General features: G+C 53.7%; 17 protein-coding genes. 9 read left to right on the top strand and 8 right to left on the bottom strand.

Translation table 11 applies throughout. From position 1 onward, the window contains the following. The first annotated feature begins 39 nt into the window (after positions 1 to 39). From Q4501_RS04985 to Q4501_RS05015, 7 genes are all read left to right on the top strand, one after another. Entirely contained in the window at positions 40 to 444 is a 405-nt protein-coding gene (locus Q4501_RS04985) for a VanZ family protein (RefSeq protein ID WP_303594733.1), read from the top strand. A 505-nt stretch (positions 445 to 949) separates the two neighbouring features. Continuing rightward, positions 950 to 2,056 (top strand): tRNA 2-selenouridine(34) synthase MnmH, encoded by a 1,107-nt coding sequence (gene mnmH, locus Q4501_RS04990; protein WP_303594735.1) that lies wholly within the window; start codon positions 950 to 952, stop codon positions 2,054 to 2,056. A gap of 96 nt (positions 2,057 to 2,152) precedes the next feature. Continuing rightward, entirely contained in the window at positions 2,153 to 2,986 is an 834-nt protein-coding gene (locus Q4501_RS04995; RefSeq protein ID WP_303594737.1) for a mechanosensitive ion channel family protein, read from the top strand. Positions 2,987 to 3,157: 171 nt separating this feature from the next. Further along, complete coding sequence (locus Q4501_RS05000; protein WP_303594739.1) at positions 3,158 to 3,712, top strand: aminoacyl-tRNA deacylase; 555 nt, start codon at positions 3,158 to 3,160, stop codon at positions 3,710 to 3,712. An 86-nt stretch (positions 3,713 to 3,798) separates the two neighbouring features. Beyond that, positions 3,799 to 4,470 (top strand): lysoplasmalogenase, encoded by a 672-nt coding sequence (locus Q4501_RS05005; protein ID WP_303594741.1) that lies wholly within the window; start codon positions 3,799 to 3,801, stop codon positions 4,468 to 4,470. A gap of 44 nt (positions 4,471 to 4,514) precedes the next feature. After that, positions 4,515 to 5,810, top strand: a complete 1,296-nt coding sequence (locus Q4501_RS05010; RefSeq protein WP_303594742.1) for an FAD-dependent monooxygenase — start codon at positions 4,515 to 4,517, stop codon at positions 5,808 to 5,810. Positions 5,811 to 5,874: 64 nt separating this feature from the next. Continuing rightward, entirely contained in the window at positions 5,875 to 6,240 is a 366-nt protein-coding gene (locus Q4501_RS05015; protein WP_303594744.1) for a histidine triad nucleotide-binding protein, read from the top strand. A gap of 36 nt (positions 6,241 to 6,276) precedes the next feature. On the opposite strand, the gene phoU is transcribed toward Q4501_RS05015, so the two are convergent. The 5 genes from phoU to Q4501_RS05040 all read right to left on the bottom strand — a co-directional run bounded on the left by phoU (position 6,277) and on the right by Q4501_RS05040 (position 11,718). Beyond that, positions 6,277 to 6,999, bottom strand: a complete 723-nt coding sequence (gene phoU, locus Q4501_RS05020) for a phosphate signaling complex protein PhoU (RefSeq protein ID WP_303594746.1) — start codon at positions 6,997 to 6,999, stop codon at positions 6,277 to 6,279. A 32-nt stretch (positions 7,000 to 7,031) separates the two neighbouring features. After that, on the bottom strand, positions 7,032 to 7,919 hold the full coding sequence (pstB, locus tag Q4501_RS05025; RefSeq protein ID WP_303595464.1) for a phosphate ABC transporter ATP-binding protein PstB: 888 nt from the start codon (positions 7,917 to 7,919) through the stop codon (positions 7,032 to 7,034). A 20-nt stretch (positions 7,920 to 7,939) separates the two neighbouring features. Further along, positions 7,940 to 9,214, bottom strand: a complete 1,275-nt coding sequence (gene pstA, locus Q4501_RS05030) for a phosphate ABC transporter permease PstA (RefSeq protein ID WP_303594748.1) — start codon at positions 9,212 to 9,214, stop codon at positions 7,940 to 7,942. Continuing rightward, complete coding sequence (gene pstC, locus Q4501_RS05035) at positions 9,207 to 10,595, bottom strand: phosphate ABC transporter permease subunit PstC (RefSeq protein ID WP_303594750.1); 1,389 nt, start codon at positions 10,593 to 10,595, stop codon at positions 9,207 to 9,209. The genes pstA and pstC overlap by 8 nt, the downstream gene beginning before the upstream one ends. Before the next feature lie 79 nt (positions 10,596 to 10,674). Continuing rightward, on the bottom strand, positions 10,675 to 11,718 hold the full coding sequence (locus Q4501_RS05040) for a substrate-binding domain-containing protein (protein WP_303594751.1): 1,044 nt from the start codon (positions 11,716 to 11,718) through the stop codon (positions 10,675 to 10,677). 195 nt (positions 11,719 to 11,913) lie between these two features. On the opposite strand from Q4501_RS05040, the gene Q4501_RS05045 reads away from it, so the two are divergent. Both Q4501_RS05045 and Q4501_RS05050 read left to right on the top strand, forming a co-directional pair. Beyond that, entirely contained in the window at positions 11,914 to 12,315 is a 402-nt protein-coding gene (locus tag Q4501_RS05045) for an acyl-CoA thioesterase (protein WP_303594753.1), read from the top strand. A gap of 45 nt (positions 12,316 to 12,360) precedes the next feature. Beyond that, the gene (locus Q4501_RS05050) at positions 12,361 to 12,987 is read left to right on the top strand and encodes a hypothetical protein (protein ID WP_303594755.1); all 627 of its coding nucleotides are present in this window, start codon (positions 12,361 to 12,363) and stop codon (positions 12,985 to 12,987) included. Positions 12,988 to 13,001: 14 nt separating this feature from the next. On the opposite strand, the gene arsJ is transcribed toward Q4501_RS05050, so the two are convergent. Genes arsJ through Q4501_RS05065 form a run of 3 tightly spaced genes read right to left on the bottom strand, consistent with a single transcriptional unit; the run spans position 13,002 to position 16,012 of the window. Beyond that, positions 13,002 to 14,195 carry an organoarsenical effux MFS transporter ArsJ gene (gene arsJ, locus Q4501_RS05055; protein WP_303594757.1) on the bottom strand — a complete coding sequence of 398 codons (1,194 nt, stop codon included), beginning with the start codon at positions 14,193 to 14,195 and terminating at the stop codon, positions 13,002 to 13,004. 1 nt (position 14,196) lies between these two features. After that, positions 14,197 to 15,201, bottom strand: a complete 1,005-nt coding sequence (locus tag Q4501_RS05060) for an ArsJ-associated glyceraldehyde-3-phosphate dehydrogenase (RefSeq protein ID WP_303594758.1) — start codon at positions 15,199 to 15,201, stop codon at positions 14,197 to 14,199. A gap of 46 nt (positions 15,202 to 15,247) precedes the next feature. Beyond that, complete coding sequence (locus Q4501_RS05065; RefSeq protein WP_303594760.1) at positions 15,248 to 16,012, bottom strand: metalloregulator ArsR/SmtB family transcription factor; 765 nt, start codon at positions 16,010 to 16,012, stop codon at positions 15,248 to 15,250. Positions 16,013 to 16,054: the final 42 nt, after the last annotated feature.

Below are 16,054 nucleotides of genomic sequence, written 5' to 3' on the forward strand. Positions count from 1 at the left end.
AACCTTCACACAGCCAGAGAACTCTGACGGATTTCACCAATGGCAACACTGAGACACCAACTGATAATCCTGCTGAACTTCCGGCCGCTGTGGCGATTTGCTCTGCTGCTATCAGTCATCGCGATTGGCTTTCTGGCAACCACAAGCAACAGCTATCCAATTCCCTCGGCGCCCAGTGACAAAGTGAATCACCTGATCGCTTTCTTTGAGCTCACAATTGTAACGCGACTGGCATGGCCGGAGCTTCGTGCTATCTGGTACGCACCGGTGTTACTGGCTTTCGGGCTAGCCATTGAAGGCGTACAAGCCAACCTGCCCTACAGAGACTTCTCAATGGCAGATGTCGCTGCCGACGGTGTGGGAATAGTGATAGGGCTGCTTCCCTGGCCAGGCCTACGCAAAGCTGACAAAAGGGACTTGAGAGATTCACCCAAATCCGTGTGAGATATCTCGCACACTGGTGTAAGAGCATGCCATGTGTTTGCGTACGCAACCAGTCTTACCCTTACCTGACAATTTGGTAACCCTATGATATGTAAAGCCTGAGATTTCTGAGACAGGAAGGCGGGCAACATGAGCGCGCAAAACTCACAGGTTTCCCTGCCACCAGTTGGTATAGTGATCTCGTCAAGGATGACAGGGAAAGGATGATGCACTGGATGCACCCCGGCACGGATTGTTGGGAGAAGCAGGGAAACAGGGACACCAGGCTTAAGGGATAACTATTCGGACCGCTGGCTCGGAAGCCGGCACCACGGAGTGGCACAAGGACTCGCAACACGGCTGTTGCACTCAGCGCATGGATGCGCCGACCTCTTTCGGTAAAGGGCATCCTCATGGTTGCCCTTTTTTTATGCTTCAATATCCCTAAAAGCTCGGTTCGGAAAAGCAGGAAATCGTCACATCCGTTATACTGCTGCCTCACTCTGGCAAGCGATCGAGCCTTGAAATGGCAAGCAGACCCGATACCGACAACTTCTTGTCCCTGTTCCTGAACAATACACCGCTGATGGATGTACGGGCGCCTGTCGAGTTCGCCAGGGGAAGCTTCCCGACTGCTGCAAATGCGCCACTGATGAGTGACGAAGAGCGGCACCGGATAGGCATCTGTTACAAGGAAAAAGGTCAGGCCGAAGCCATCCGACTGGGACACCAACTGGTTTCAGGTGATATCAAGGCCCAGCGTATTGAAGCCTGGAAGCGGTTTATCGCGCGCCACCCCGACGGCTACCTTTTTTGCTTTCGCGGCGGCTTACGTTCCAGGCTCACCCAGCAGTGGATCCGGGAAGCGGGCATTGACTTCCCCCTCATCAAAGGCGGTTACAAAGCACTACGCCGTTTCCTGATAGACAGCCTTGAGAACCTTGTTGAGTCCAGCGATTTCAGAGTGATCAGTGGGCGCACAGGCACAGGAAAAACCCGCGTTTTGCAACGGCTTCCAAACCCGGTGGACCTCGAAGGGTTGGCCAATCACCGGGGTTCCAGCTTCGGCCGGCAAGTTACACCCCAGCCATCACAGATTGATTTTGAAAACCGCCTCGCGGTGGCCGTGCTGAAAGCGCGCCACTTAAAAGAAGGATCGGTTTATCTGGAAGATGAGAGCCGCCTGGTTGGCCGCTGCGCTATGCCGGAGACCCTGAAAGAGCGTATAAATCGTGCTCCCCTGCTTATTCTCGAAAGGTCGCTGGAAGACCGTACCCGCATTATCCGGGAAGACTACGTGGAGGCCATGTCGGCCGATTACGTGAGCCGCGATGGCGAAGAAGCCGGTTGGCTCAATTTTCGCGACTACCTTCTGGGTGCGCTCGACCGCATAAGCAAGCGCCTCGGTGGCGAGCGCCATGCCCGGCTGCGCAGTGTTATGGAACAGGCCCTGGCGCAACAGGAAAGCCGTGGCTATGTTCACGGCCACGACGACTGGATTCAGCCTCTCCTTCAAGACTATTACGACCCGATGTATGACTATCAGCTCAGCCAGAAACGGGGGCAGGTACTTGTCCGTGGCGGCGCAGATGCAATCATCGAGTGGGCTAACTCTGATGTACCCCGACCGTAATGTTTGGTATATAGAACCTGTAATACCTCTGACCCCATCCGGGGTTATATTAATGACGAATGTTAAAAAAACAGAATCGACAAGGAACCCCCTAATATGGAAGATCTACTAAGCTCTGACGGGCGCGCTGCTGAATACATGGACCAGGCTATCGCGCTGGTCATGACCTATGCTCCAAAAGTTTTGCTGGCTATTGTCACGCTGATTATCGGTATGTGGCTGATCAATCGCTTTGTAAAAATGCTGGACTCAAGACTTGGTAAAAAAGACCCTACGCTGAACAAGTTTTTATGTGGACTTCTCAGCGCCATTCTGAAAATTTTGCTACTTGTCTCTGTTGCATCCATGGTCGGCATTGCGACCACCTCCTTCGTTGCTATTATCGGTGCCGCAGGTCTGGCTGTTGGTCTGGCATTGCAAGGCAGCCTTGGCAACTTTGCCGGCGGAGTACTGATCCTGCTCTTCAAGCCGTTTAAAGTAGGGGATGTGATCGAAGCTCAGGGCTTCCTGGGCTCTGTGCGTGAAATCAGCATTCTTTACACGATTGTCGACACCTTTGATAACCGCCGCGTCGTTATCCCCAACGGCCAGCTGTCAAACTCCAGCCTGACCAACATGAGCGTCTATGACACTCGTCGCTGCGATATGTCTTTTGGCATCGGCTACGGCGATGATATCGACAAAGCCAAATCCATCGTCATGCGACTGATCTCTGAAGACGAGCGCGCTTTGAAAGATCCGGCTCCCATCGTGGTTGTTGGCAGCCTGGGTGATAGCTCAGTAAATCTGACTGTACGTGCCTGGACCAAGGCCGGCGACTTGTGGCCGTTCAATTGGGATATGCAGGAACGCGTGAAAAAGGCGTTTGACGCGGAAGGTATCTCTATTCCCTTCCCCCAACGCGACGTACACATGTACAAAACCGAGTGAATTAGTAATCCGTATCTCTTAGATACAACCCGTTACTCGCAAACTGCACAACCTCAGCTAAGCTGACCATTAATGACGGGGCCAAATGGCCCCGTCAGGCCATCGCCGGAACAGAGTGAGGTCTTTATCACCGTTCCGGATCGCTGTCATTGCTGGTAGGAGGCTGTCTCTATGCCGATACAGCAGTTGAAAGAGTTTCTTGATGAGGCAAATGTTGAATACATGTGCCTCACTCACCCTCCCGCGTTCACCGCTCAGGAACTTGCTCGCCACGTGAAAATTGCGGGTGACAAGGTCGTTAAAACCGTCATTATCGAACTCGATGGAAAGATGGCCATGCTGGTCATGCCGGCAACCTTCCGTGTTCGGTGGAAAAGTCTTTCCCGCATTCTAGACACGGACTTCGTCGATCTTGCCGATGAACAGACGTTTCAGGATCGCTTTCCAGACTGCGAAGTCGGCGCCATGCCACCGTTCGGCAACCTGTTCGGTATGACCGTATACTGCGCCGAGTCCCTGACAGAACAGCCTGAACTTGCCTTCGCCGCCGGGAGTCATACTGAAACCCTGCATATGAAAACCCGGGATTTCCTCAACCTGGTTCAGCCCATGGTGCTCAACCGGGGCTTCATCAAGCCCGGCGCCCAAAAACCGGCTTGGCTGCGGAAAGGCCGTCACCAGCCAGGGGAAGCGTCAGAGCATCAGGTGTCTGGCATGGCGGGTTGATGGCGCTTTTTATCGGGTACATTATTTTGGCAATCAAATGCTGAATTCGAGAAAGAGCGGCCAACCGCGATTGGGCACGGAGTAAAATGAAAGGTTTAAGAAATCCGGGTTTATTTACCCTCGCATTAGTGTGTGGCTATGCTTATGTGGTAAGTATCGCCTTCAAGCCGTATGACTTTAGTTATCTGCTTAAGGTGACGCCGGTTTTACTGTTGGCATTAATCGCATTCCTGCAAAAAGGCAGTAAGTTAAGCAACAGACAAACGTATGTTTTTATCCTGGCCATGCTGGCTTCGGCTAGTGGTGACGTATTTTTGGACCTTGACCGCAACTTATATTTGAAGCAGGCACTTGGATCCTTTTTAATCACCCAACTTGCCTACCTCTATTTATTTCTTCCTATGCGCGATCTAACCACTGGCCGTCGCTGGTTGATGCCACCGTTGGCGGTAATAGTCGTTTTTTTGCTTTACCTGATATCGCATACCGCTGGGGCACTGCTTGTCCCAGTGGTGGTTTATTGTTTGGTTTTACTGGCTATGGCTTTCAGTGCCCTGCTGGTAAAGAACAACCTGTGGATCAACATTGGCGGCATGGCTTTTTTTATCGCAGATGCCCTAATTGGCGTGAACCGATTCATTATAAGCTTTGAGTATTCGACAACGGTGATTGTCACTATTTATATTTCTGCTCAGTTGATGATTGCTTGGGGCCTATTGTTTCATCGAGGCAGAGAATCCGCCCGCTCGCTTGTCTGATCTTTGCCATCGCGTAAACTGTTGGCATCAGACAGGAACCCGATATGACTCAAGCTTTTGATATTGTGATTGTCGGTGCCGGCATGGTCGGCGCCGCACTTGCCACCGGCCTCGGGCGAGAGGGCTTCAGTGTTGCGATGGTTGATCGCGCACCTGCACCCGACTTCAACCCTGACTCGCCCCCCGATATCCGCGTCTCGGCCCTCAGCGCAGGCAGCGAACGCTACCTGCAAAGCCTTGGGGCCTGGGATCATATTCTCAGCATGCGCGCAACGCCCTATCGCCGGCTCGCGGTGTGGGATGAAACCCGACACCCTTTGAGCAACCTGCTACCACGAACCGCCAACCAGCTGGAGTTCGATGCGGCCGGATTGAACGCCTCTCATCTTGGCCATATCGTTGAAAACTCAGTAACCCAACAAGGCCTTTGGAGGGCAGCAGAGGCCGAGCCCTCGGTCACCATACTGGCCGGCAATGGCGTCACCAGCATTAACCAGGCAGGCGAGCAGGCCCTGGTCAGGCTTGAGAACGATGAGCAGTTAACCACGACGCTGGTTATTGGCGCAGACGGTGCACAATCCCGGGTTCGGGATATGGCGGGCATAGGCATTACAAGAAATCAGTACAACCAGCAGGCCATGGTCATTTCCGTGCGCTATCAGGGGCCGGTAGAAGATATTACCTGGCAAGGGTTTTACCCTTCTGGTCCAAGAGCCTTTTTGCCGCTTTATAGTGCAGACCCGGATTACCCCGGGGAAAGCAGAGCTTCGCTGGTTTGGTACGATGCACCGGAGGAAATTGCCCGCCTTAAAAGCCTGAGCAATGAAGCCTTGATGGCGGAAATACAACAGGGATTTCCGACAGAACTGCCGCCCCTCACTCACATTGAAAACCGGGCCAGCTTCCCCATCGCACGCCAGCACGCGAAACACTACTCGGCGGCTCGCATTGTACTTGTGGGAGACGCGGCACACACCATCAACCCCTTGGCAGGACAGGGTGTAAATCTCGGCTTTCAGGATGCCCAGTGCCTGCAAAGCCTACTTAAAGAGGCAAGGAGGGCAGGCAAAGATCTGGCCGAAGCCTCGGTCCTTGCCAGCTATGAACAACATCGACGACCGGCGAACCGGCGCATGATGTTTGCCATGGACGCATTTTATCATCTGTTCAGCAATCGAATTCCACCGATTCACCTGCTCAGGAACATAGGCCTGGGCACCGCACGCGCCCTGCCATTTGCCCGCAATCAAGTGGCACGCTATGCCATGGGAATCGACGATGAACTACCAGCAGTCATCAGGCAGCTAATAGCCCGGCTGCCTGGCCTGAACCAGCTCTAAGTATCTTTACAGCGATAGATTGAGAGCAAAAATAAAGAGCAACGCTAAATAGAAGGAAACCAGGATGTCCGAAACTCTTTTTACCAAAATCATCAATCGCGAAATCCCGGCAGATATCGTTTATGAAGACGACATCAGCCTGGCTTTTCGCGATATCAATCCGCAGGCACCAGTGCACTTGCTGATCATTCCGAAAAAGCTGATCCCGACCATTAACGACATCGAAGAAATGGACCGCGAGCTTGTCGGCCACCTCTACTGGGTAGCCGCCAAACTCGCTAAAGAGATGGGCTTTGCCGACAACGGCTATCGCACCGTGATGAACTGCGGTGAAAACTCTGGCCAGACCGTGTTCCACATCCACCTTCACCTGCTGGCCGGCAAGCCACTAGGCTGGCCGCCGTATACAGACAAAATGAAGCAGGGCTGAGGTAGTCCTGCTCATAGGTAATGTGGGGACACCAACTTAGCTCCCCACAATCCTCTCCGCCTCATCCATCGGTGTGTGGCGGACATCTTCACCTTTAACCATGAAGATCACGTTCTCTGAAATGTTGCAGGCGTGGTCGCCTACCCGCTCCAAGGCCCGCAGCACCCACATCACCGACATACATCGTGTGATATTGCGCGTGTCTTCCATCATGAACGTCAGCAGGGCCCTGGCTGCAGATTGATACTCTTCATCCACTCGCTTGTCTTCTTTCATCACTCGCAGAGCCTGTTCAGAATCCAGCCTCGCAAATGCGTCCAGCGAATCGTGAATCATACCCATCACGTGGGTACCGATGTTGCGCACTTCCGCATAGCCCTGCGGCGTCCGTCCTTCTTCGGAGAGCTTTATTGCAAACCGGGCAATTTTCTTGGCCTCATCGCCTACCCGCTCCAGATCCGCAACCATCCGGATTACCGAAATCACCAGCCTCAGATCCCTTGCTGTGGGCTGGCGACGGGCGATAATAAGCATCGCCTCCTCATCGATATCCATCTCCATCCGGTCCACCAGCTTATCCTTGGCACGAACCTCTTCCGCAATCTGGCTATCACCTTCCATCAACGCCTGCAAGGCGCTTTCAACCTGGCTCTCCACCATACCGCCCATCTTGAGGAAACGGGTTTTCAGGGCGAGAAGCTCATCATTGAATCTGTTGGAGATGTGATCTCCGTAAACCTCATCCGTATTCGGAACCATAATAGATGTCTCCCTTGTTCTATTTATGCGGATCAGCCAAAACGACCAGAAATGTAGGATTCCGTAAGCTCATGCTCCGGTGTTGTAAATACTTTGCTCGTCTCGTTTACCTCAACCAGATGACCCAGGTGAAAATAGGCTGTGCGATTTGAAACGCGGGCGGCCTGTTGCATCGAGTGGGTAACGATCACAATGGTATAGCTCTCAGACAGCTCGGCAATCAGTTCTTCGACCTTCGCAGTGGCAATGGGATCCAGCGCCGAACAAGGCTCATCCATCAGCACAACTTCCGGGCTGACAGCGATGGTTCTTGCAATGCACAGACGCTGCTGCTGGCCGCCTGACATACCGGTGGCCATGGCATCAAGTCGATCCTTGACTTCATTCCATAGCCCCGCTTTGCGCAGACTGCTTTCCACAATATCATCCAGCTCCGACTTACGATTAGCCAGGCCATGTATGCGCGGGCCATAAGCAACGTTGTCATAAATTGACTTGGGAAACGGGTTGGGCTTCTGGAACACCATCCCCACGCGAGCTCGCAGCTCAACCACATCCCGCTTGGCGTCGTATATATCCTGGCCATCCAACATCAGCTGCCCTTTGACCCGGCAAATATCAATACTGTCGTTCATCCGGTTCAGACAGCGCAGGAACGTAGATTTCCCGCACCCGGATGGCCCGATAAACGCGACCACCTCATTACGAGCGATATCCAGACTGATCTTTTTGATAGCCGGACTGTCTCCGTAGAGCACTTCCACATCACGCAACTTGAACTTCGGGTCATCCGCGAAGGGCTTCCCAACCGTCACGCCTTCTTCCAGCACCGTATCTTCCGGCTTTTCATCGACTACCGGCATAACCTTTTCCTCTGGCGCCTGGGCTTCAGACGCTATCGTCGAACTCATGGAACTCATAGTATTCATAACTATTCTCCTTACCACCGGCGCTCAAGACGTTTACGGAGCCAAATGGCCAATGCGTTCATAGTCATCAGGAAAGCCAACAAAACCATAATCGCAGCTGAGGCACGCTCAATGAACGCGAGCTCCGGGCTGCCGGCCCACAAAAACACCTGTACGGGCAAAACAGTTGCGGCATCAAAAAATCCTTCCGGTATTTCAACAATAAACGCCACCATGCCAATCAACAACAATGGCGCTGTTTCGCCCAAGGCCTGGGCCATACCAATGATCGAGCCAGTCAACATCCCCGGCAACGCCAACGGCAGCACATGGTGCAGTACCACCTGCATCTTGGAGGCCCCGATGCCTTCGGCAGCTTCACGCACCGAAGGCGGTACACTCTTGATAGCTGCACGGCTGGAAATGATGATAGTTGGCAGGGTCATTAAGGTCAGTACCAAACCACCTACCATCGGCACCGAACGCGGCATGCCGAACAGGTTGATGAAGATCGCAAGGCCCAGCAAACCGAAAATGATAGACGGTACCGCAGCCAGGTTATTAATGTTCACCTCAATGAAATCCGTCAGCTTGTTCCTCGGGGCGAATTCTTCCAGGTAGATAGCGGCAGCGACGCCAATGGGGAACGCCAGTACCAGAGTAATGATCATCGTCAGCAAAGAGCCAACGATCGCCCCCAGAACACCCGCCTTGGCAGGATCCCTTGAATCACCGCTGGTGAAAAACACATCGTTGAAGCTGGTCTCTACAAGCTCGCGCGCTCTGAGGTCATCCACCCACGCCTGTTGCTGGTCCGTTAGCTTGATCGAGTATGCTGCATCGCCTTTGTGCTTCACATACACATCAACGTTACTGTGCGCCAGGAAAGACATGGTTCGTGTTGTCCCCATCCATTCCGGGTTTTCAATCAGGGCGTCCCGAAGCTCACTGGAGGCGTACGGGTTGATCAACCGGCGCAGGGCATCCTGATCATCTTCGGTCGCACTTGGCAGGGCCCTGTCCACAGCAGCGACCAGTGGCGCAACGAAGTCCGCCATGCGAACCTGTTTCGGATCTGTAGGGTCATCCAGATACATCAGATCCGGATCCATGGTCACTTCCAGGGTGATCGTCGTCTTCAGGAATCCGGTGTACCCCTTGCCTATAATGTCGGTAAACAGGGTAACCAGTGCCGTGAGGGCTATTGCAATAGCCACGATTCCATAAGCCCGGAAACGGCGTTCTTTGCGATATCTGCCTTTGAGGGACCGGCGAACCAGTTCCGCTTGTGAAGTATGATCAGTCATATTGTTCCCGGTATTTTCGAACAATTTTCAAAGCAATAACGTTGAGCAACAGGGTAGAGATAAACAACATCGCACCCAGTGCAAACGCAGCCAGAGTCTTGGCACTATCAAACTCCTGATCACCAACCAGCAGAGTGACAATCTGTACCGTCACGGTGGTTACCGTTTCCAGAGGATTGGCAGTGAGGTTAGCCGCCAGGCCAGCAGCCATTACTACAATCATGGTTTCGCCAATGGCCCTGGATACTGCCAGCAACAAGCCACCCATAATGCCCGGCAATGCTGCAGGAAATATTACCTTTTTCATGGTCTCAGACTGGGTCGCGCCCAGAGCAAGCGAGCCATCACGAAGGGTCTGGGGCACAGCGTTAATAACATCATCTGAAAGCGAGGATACAAACGGGATGATCATGATACCCATGACCAATCCTGCTGCGAGTGCACTCTGCGAAGAGGCTTCCACACCAATTGCACTGGCCAGATCACTGATAAACGGTGCGACTGTCAGAGCTGCAAAAAAGCCGTACACGACGGTCGGAATACCTGCCAGCATTTCCAGCAGGGGCTTGACGATGCTGCGCACACTTTTGTTCGCGTATTCAGATAGGTAAATTGCCGATAGCAAACCAACAGGCGCTGCGATCAACATCGCAATAAACGAAATCAACAAAGTCCCGGTGAACAGCGGGATCATACCGAAGGCTCCCTCCGAGCCCACCTGATCGGTTCTCAGGGCCAGCTGGGGGCTCCAGGATGTGCCAAAGAAGAACTCAAAGAATGGCACTTGCTCGAAAAACCGAATGGTTTCAAACACCACCGAAAAAACAATACCTACCGTTGTCAGAACTGCAACGCCGGCACAGGCAAAAAAGAACCAGCGCAAAACGGCTTCGACTTGCTCACGCGCATTCAGTAATGGGCGAATCCGCACCCAACCCAAAAATCCCGCCAGCAGCGCAACAGCGAGAACAAGGCCCGTCATGTAGATCTTGCTCTGTACCTGAAGTGCCTGCAGTAACTCGGCCGCCTTGGCTACCGGCTCCTCCACAAAGTCAGGTGGTAAGGAGCCATTGGCAACATTGCCAATTTTACTCATCAGAAGGCTGGCTTCACCTGCCGTATCCGGAATCATGGTATCAGGCAGGGTACCGACCACGATTGACTGGATCATCTTGCCTTCAAACGCTGCCCACAAGCCAAGGATAACGAGCGCAGGTACTCCGCACCAGATGGCTGCACGAACGCCATAATACCCGGGCAGTGATTTCAGGTGACGCACACCGCCGAGCGGCATAGCCAGTGTGCGGGAGCGCGCGTAGCCCAGCACATAGGCGACTGCGGCCAGTAGCATCGTCAATAAAAGCAGGTTTAACGGTTGCATGAGAATTCCTGTCTTCAACTACACAGAAGGGTGCAGGCTCCTGTACGCCTGCACCCTGCATTAACCGAAATGTTCCGGTTTATTTCAGCTCATTCAGAGTCAGGTTAGGCATATTTTCTACCTTGTCCTGAAGCTCCATCAAAGCTTCGCGAGTCGGTACAATAAGACCCACATCTTTCAGGTAACCGTTCGGGCCCATGGCACGGGGGCTGACGAACTCGGAAGCGTACTCAACGATACCAGGAACCACGCCCACGTGAGCCGTCTTCACATAGAAGAACAAAGAGCGTGCAACCGGGTACTTGTCTCCCGCGATGTTGTCCTGAGTAGGCTCAACACCGTTGAGGGAAGCAGCCTGCAGACGGTCACCGTTTTCTTCCAGGAAGCTGTAACCGAAAACGCCATACATATCCTTGTCACCGATGAGCTTCTGAACGATCAGGTTGTCATTCTCACCAGCTTCAATAAAGGCTCCATCTTCACGAATGCTCTGGCAGATAGCTTTATGCTCATCCTTGCTCAGGCTAGCCGCTTCAGGAAGTTCATCACAACCACCTTCCAGCGCCAGTTCGTTGAATGAGTCACGGGTGCCGGAAGTCGGAGGCGGCCCCATTACACGGATTGGCTTGTTCGGCAGACTGGAATCAACGTCGCTCCAGGTTTTATTCGGGTTAGCTACCCACTTGCCATTCTGGGGAACTTTCTCGCCCAGGGCCAGGAACAGCTGCTCCAGGGTCAGATCCATGTGATCTGCTTCTTTGGAGCTTGCAATCACGATGCCGTCAGAACCGATACGGAACTCAACAATGTCTTTCACACCGTTGCTCTGGCAAAGCTCGAACTCAGACGCCTTCATCCGACGGGAAGCGTTGGTAATATCAGGATTCTGAGTACCTATGCCCTGACAAAAGATCTTCATACCACCACCAGAACCAGTAGATTCCATTTTCGGTGTGGAGAAATCCGTATTAGAGCCAAAACGCTCAGCCACAACAGTAGCGAACGGGTAAACCGTGGAGGATCCCACGATGCTGATAGTGTCACGAGCCATTGCCGGTGCAGACATGGCGGCGACAGCGCCAGCCAGCGCAACTGTTGCGAATGCTTTGTTCAGTTTCATCACGTCGAGTCTCCGTTATCAGGTTTGGACGTTGTGTCGGATGTGCTTTACCGATGGGTGCATACTAGGGGCCCTTTGTGACGACTTTGTTACACCTTCTGAAATATTGTACAGATGCCGTAAATAAGCTTGCAGCGGCGTGCTGGGTCGCTAACATGCTAGGAAAATAATTCCAGAGTTCAATAAAAGGCCGGTTCCATGACTGCGTATGACGACGACAAACCCAAACCCCGTGGTGATCTGACCCTCCAGATTATCCCGCTGCCACAGGATACAAACGCCAACGGTGATGTATTCGCCGGCTGGTTGGTCAAACAAATGGACATAGCTGCCGCTACGGTGGCCGGGCGCATTTCGTTGGGCCGCAACGCCACTGTGGCCATGGACGGTATGGAGTTTCTCTCCCCTCTGCGGGTCGGGTCCCAGGTCGGCTGTTATTGCGAGCTGGTAGACATCGGCCGCAGCTCCATGAAAATCAATGTAGAAGTGTGGACCCTTGACCGCAGCGCCCGAAGCCCCCGTAAGGTTACCGAAGGCCGGTTTGTCTACGTTGCCATTGATGAACAAGGCCGCATACGGGAAGTACCCCAGCAACCTTGAGCAGACAAGCGATTGAGCTATGCCTCGACAACAGAGATAAAAAGCATGTTACGCAGACCGTTAATAGCTCTGTCACTAGGTTTCAGTCTGGCCACCTCGCCCGCGCTCGCCGACATTGGCATAGCGCCTTTCGTTGGCTACCGCATGGGTAGCTCAATCGATATTGAATCTTCCAGCACCAGCACGGATGACCAGGTCAGGTTTAAAGACGGTGAAAGCCAGGGACTGACCCTGAACTTTGATCTGCCAGACCCAGGCACGCAGGGGGAGTTATATTTCGGTCGACAGGCGACCACGGCAAAGCTTGATAACGGCTTTTTCGCACCAGGCACACAGGCCATCGACATGACGGTCTACCAACTGCAGTTCGGCGGCCTCTACTTCCCGGGAGGGAAAAGCTACGGCGGCTTTGCTTCGGGAGTGCTGGGGGTGACCCGGATGGAACCAGACGATTCGGCGTTCGACACCCACCACCGCGCCGCCCTCTCGCTGGGCGGGGGCTATCAGTTTTTCATCAATGAACAACTACGTCTGCGGCTGGATCTTCGCGGCATCTATACCGCCCTTGATTCCGGGGGTTCGGTTTTCTGTTCCGGCGGCTGTGAACTCAAATACCGTAGCAGCGGCTATCTGCAGATTGAAGCAGGTGCAGGTCTGGTGCTGCGCTTCTGAGCCACTCCCTGCTATCAGGCCAGGGCTTCATGCCTTTGGGGCAGCAGCAATGACAGCAAAGCAGCCATGGCCACAAGCCCTGCTGAAATCCAAAGGCAGGCTTCCAGGCCGTAACTCTGATAAACCCAACCGGACAAGATGGTTCCCAGAAGCCGACCCGCCGCATTGGACATATAGTAGAAGCCCACATCCAACGACACGCCATCGCCCCGGGCATAGCTGACAATCAGATAACTGTGCAGAGAGGAATTGATGGCAAACAGCACCCCGAACAATAGCAAGCCACCAATAACCACGACCTGCGGCGACCAACCCAGCATCAGACCAGTGGCAATAGCAGCGGGAATCAGCGCCAGGACAGCGGCCCAGAGCACGGCAGGCTGCTTACTGTCCAAATTACCGGTAATCCGGGGCGCGACCGTCTGGATAAAGCCATAACCAATGACCCAGGTCGCCATAAAGCCCCCCACCTTCCAGAAATCCCAGCCAAAGACTGTATGCAGATAGACCGGCAGAGCCACCACAAACCAGACATCCCGAGCACCGAACAGAAACATCCTGGCAGCAGACAGCACGTTGATCGCCCTGCTTTTTGACAGAATCTCACTGAACCTGGGTTTGGCTTTGCTCTTACCCAGCTCTTGCTTGAGCAAGAATAGACTGGCCAGCCACACCAGCCCAAGCGCCGCCGCCATGATAATCACCGCGCCGGTGAAACCGGCCGACATCAGCAATACGCCGCCCAGAAAAAAGCCCACCCCTTTGAGGGTATTCTTGGAGCCGGTCAGAATAGCTACCCACTTGTACAGGGTGCCTTGCTGTTCATCAGGAACCAGCAATTTAATTCCGCTTTTGGCAGACATCTTGTTCAGGTCTTTGGCGATTCCCGATAAAGCCTGTGCGGCCATCACCCAGGGCACGGTCAGCATGGCCGCCGGCACAGCCAGCATGGCCAAGGCCGCGATCTGCAAAAACAGCCCGATATTCATGGTGCGGTTCAGCCCCATGCGGGCCCCCAGATAGCCTCCCACCAGGTTAGTCACGACCCCGAAAAACTCATAAAAGATGAACAGCAGCGCGATTTCCAGAGGCGAATAGCCCAGCTGATGGAAATGCAGCACCACCAGCATACGCAGGGCGCCATCGGTCAGAGTGAAAGCCCAATAGTTGCCGGTAATCACCAGGTACTGACGGATGGCAGCGCTCATATCAGGCAGCCCCTACCTTGCGCACCAACTCTACGGTGCGGTTGGCGTAACCCCATTCGTTGTCGTACCAGGCGTAGATCTTTACCTGAGTTCCGTTGACAACCAGCGTAGACAAGGCATCGACAATGGATGATCGCGGATCTGTCTTGTAATCTATGGAAACCAGAGGGCGCTCTTCATAACCCAGAATATCCTTCAGTTCGCCCTCGGCGGCTTCTTTCAGCAACCGGTTTACGGTGTCACGATCTGTTGGCGTTTCCACTTCAAACACACAGTCGGTCAACGAGGCATTGGTGAGCGGTATCCGCACGGCATGGCCATCCAAGCGCCCTTTCAGCTCCGGAAAAATCTCAATAATCGCGGTAGCAGAACCGGTGCTGGTGGGAATCAGCGAACTGCCGCAGGCTCTGGCCCGGCGCAAGTCCTTGTGAGGCGCGTCGAGAATTGTCTGAGTATTGGTCAGACTATGAATAGTAGTTATAGAACCGTGTTTGATGCCTAGCTTCTCGTGAATAACTTTAACCACAGGGGCCAGGCAATTGGTGGTGCACGAGGCTGCGGTAAGGATGCGATCCTGAGCCGGGTCGAAAATATGCTCATTCACGCCCAGAACAATGTTTTTAGCCCCAACTTCCTTGACCGGCGCAGTGGCTACCACGCGCTTCACGCCCTGATCCAGGTATGCCTGCAGCACAGCTACCTTCTTGTTGACCCCGCTGGCTTCAATCACCACGTCGCAGCCAGACCAGTCAGTGTCGCCGATGGCCTTGTTATGGGTAACCGTGATGCGCTTGCCGTCGATCAGCATCTCATCGCCACTGGCTGAAGCCTCGCGACTCCAGGCGCCGTGAACACTGTCGAAGTTCAGCAGATGTGCCAGGGTGTGAGTATCTGCCCCTGGATCGTTAATGGCTACAAATTCCAGCTCCGGCCAGCCCCAGGCTGCCCTCAATGCCAGGCGGCCAATGCGGCCAAATCCGTTAATGCCTACTTTGATCTTGTTCATGGCAGACTCCTCAAATAGGTTCGTAATCCGTGTATCCGGTTTTTGATCAGGGGCACTGCACCGCCGGGCGCTCAGACATAGCCTGCAATTGCACCAGGGGTGTTTCGATCAATGCACCATTATTGCGGGCGGTTTCATCCACAACCCGTGATATCCAGGCGGGTAGCCGGGGATTAAGGTAATAGTAGACCCACTGGCCACGACGCTCCGTTTCGACAAGGCCGGCATCGCGAAGAATCGCCAAATGGCGACTGACTTTTGGCTGCGACAGCCCAAAGGCCTCGGTCAATTCGCACACGCACAGCCTGGTCTGATCCCGGATCAGTAACAGGGCAGCCAGCCGCAACTCGTCGCCCAGAGCCTTGAATATGGTCACAGGGTTATAATCTTCAGGTCTCAGTGCTGTCCCTTTTTGATGCACCAGAGTGAACAGCCCTATCCGCTCTTTAAGCTCCTTCAGGGTCAGGGCAAATGTTGCACGGCGGTTACTGACGGCAGGGTCCGGAAAATCCCAGGCAATCTGCTGCGCCCCTTCTCTAAAAGCCACACAATCAGTGGCTGCTTTATCACAGAGGGTGATCACGTAGTCCCAAGGCTCGTTCCGGAAGTGCGCGAGTGATTTGCTGTGCAACTCCTCGGTAGAAATCCCGGCTTCCGCCAACACTCTCAGAGCCAAAGGGTTTGGCTCCTTAGGCTGAGTGCCGGCACTGGCCACCTCGAACTGGTCCCCCGCCATATGCCGCAACAGCGCCTCGGCCATCAGTGAACGGGCGCTGTTTGCGGTGCAGATAAACAGAACTTTTCTTTTCATATAATTTTCCGCATATTCGGATTGCCATATATACGTTTTTTG

The organism is Marinobacter sp. 2_MG-2023 (assembly GCF_030546935.1).
Taxonomy (GTDB): domain Bacteria; phylum Pseudomonadota; class Gammaproteobacteria; order Pseudomonadales; family Oleiphilaceae; genus Marinobacter.

Coding starts and splice junctions, on each gene's coding strand:
- Q4501_RS05060 (WP_303594758.1), bottom strand. CDS start 15,201: ATGAACAAGATCAAAGTAGGCATTAACGGATTTGGCCGCATTGGCCGC.
- arsJ (WP_303594757.1), bottom strand. CDS start 14,195: ATGAGCGCTGCCATCCGTCAGTACCTGGTGATTACCGGCAACTATTGG.
- Q4501_RS05010 (WP_303594742.1), top strand. CDS start 4,515: ATGACTCAAGCTTTTGATATTGTGATTGTCGGTGCCGGCATGGTCGGC.
- pstA (WP_303594748.1), bottom strand. CDS start 9,214: ATGACTGATCATACTTCACAAGCGGAACTGGTTCGCCGGTCCCTCAAA.
- Q4501_RS05050 (WP_303594755.1), top strand. CDS start 12,361: ATGTTACGCAGACCGTTAATAGCTCTGTCACTAGGTTTCAGTCTGGCC.
- pstB (WP_303595464.1), bottom strand. CDS start 7,919: ATGAGTTCCATGAGTTCGACGATAGCGTCTGAAGCCCAGGCGCCAGAG.
- Q4501_RS05065 (WP_303594760.1), bottom strand. CDS start 16,012: ATGAAAAGAAAAGTTCTGTTTATCTGCACCGCAAACAGCGCCCGTTCA.
- Q4501_RS05000 (WP_303594739.1), top strand. CDS start 3,158: ATGCCGATACAGCAGTTGAAAGAGTTTCTTGATGAGGCAAATGTTGAA.
- mnmH (WP_303594735.1), top strand. CDS start 950: ATGGCAAGCAGACCCGATACCGACAACTTCTTGTCCCTGTTCCTGAAC.
- Q4501_RS05005 (WP_303594741.1), top strand. CDS start 3,799: ATGAAAGGTTTAAGAAATCCGGGTTTATTTACCCTCGCATTAGTGTGT.
- Q4501_RS05015 (WP_303594744.1), top strand. CDS start 5,875: ATGTCCGAAACTCTTTTTACCAAAATCATCAATCGCGAAATCCCGGCA.
- Q4501_RS04985 (WP_303594733.1), top strand. CDS start 40: ATGGCAACACTGAGACACCAACTGATAATCCTGCTGAACTTCCGGCCG.
- Q4501_RS04995 (WP_303594737.1), top strand. CDS start 2,153: ATGGAAGATCTACTAAGCTCTGACGGGCGCGCTGCTGAATACATGGAC.
- pstC (WP_303594750.1), bottom strand. CDS start 10,595: ATGCAACCGTTAAACCTGCTTTTATTGACGATGCTACTGGCCGCAGTC.
- phoU (WP_303594746.1), bottom strand. CDS start 6,999: ATGGTTCCGAATACGGATGAGGTTTACGGAGATCACATCTCCAACAGA.
- Q4501_RS05045 (WP_303594753.1), top strand. CDS start 11,914: ATGACTGCGTATGACGACGACAAACCCAAACCCCGTGGTGATCTGACC.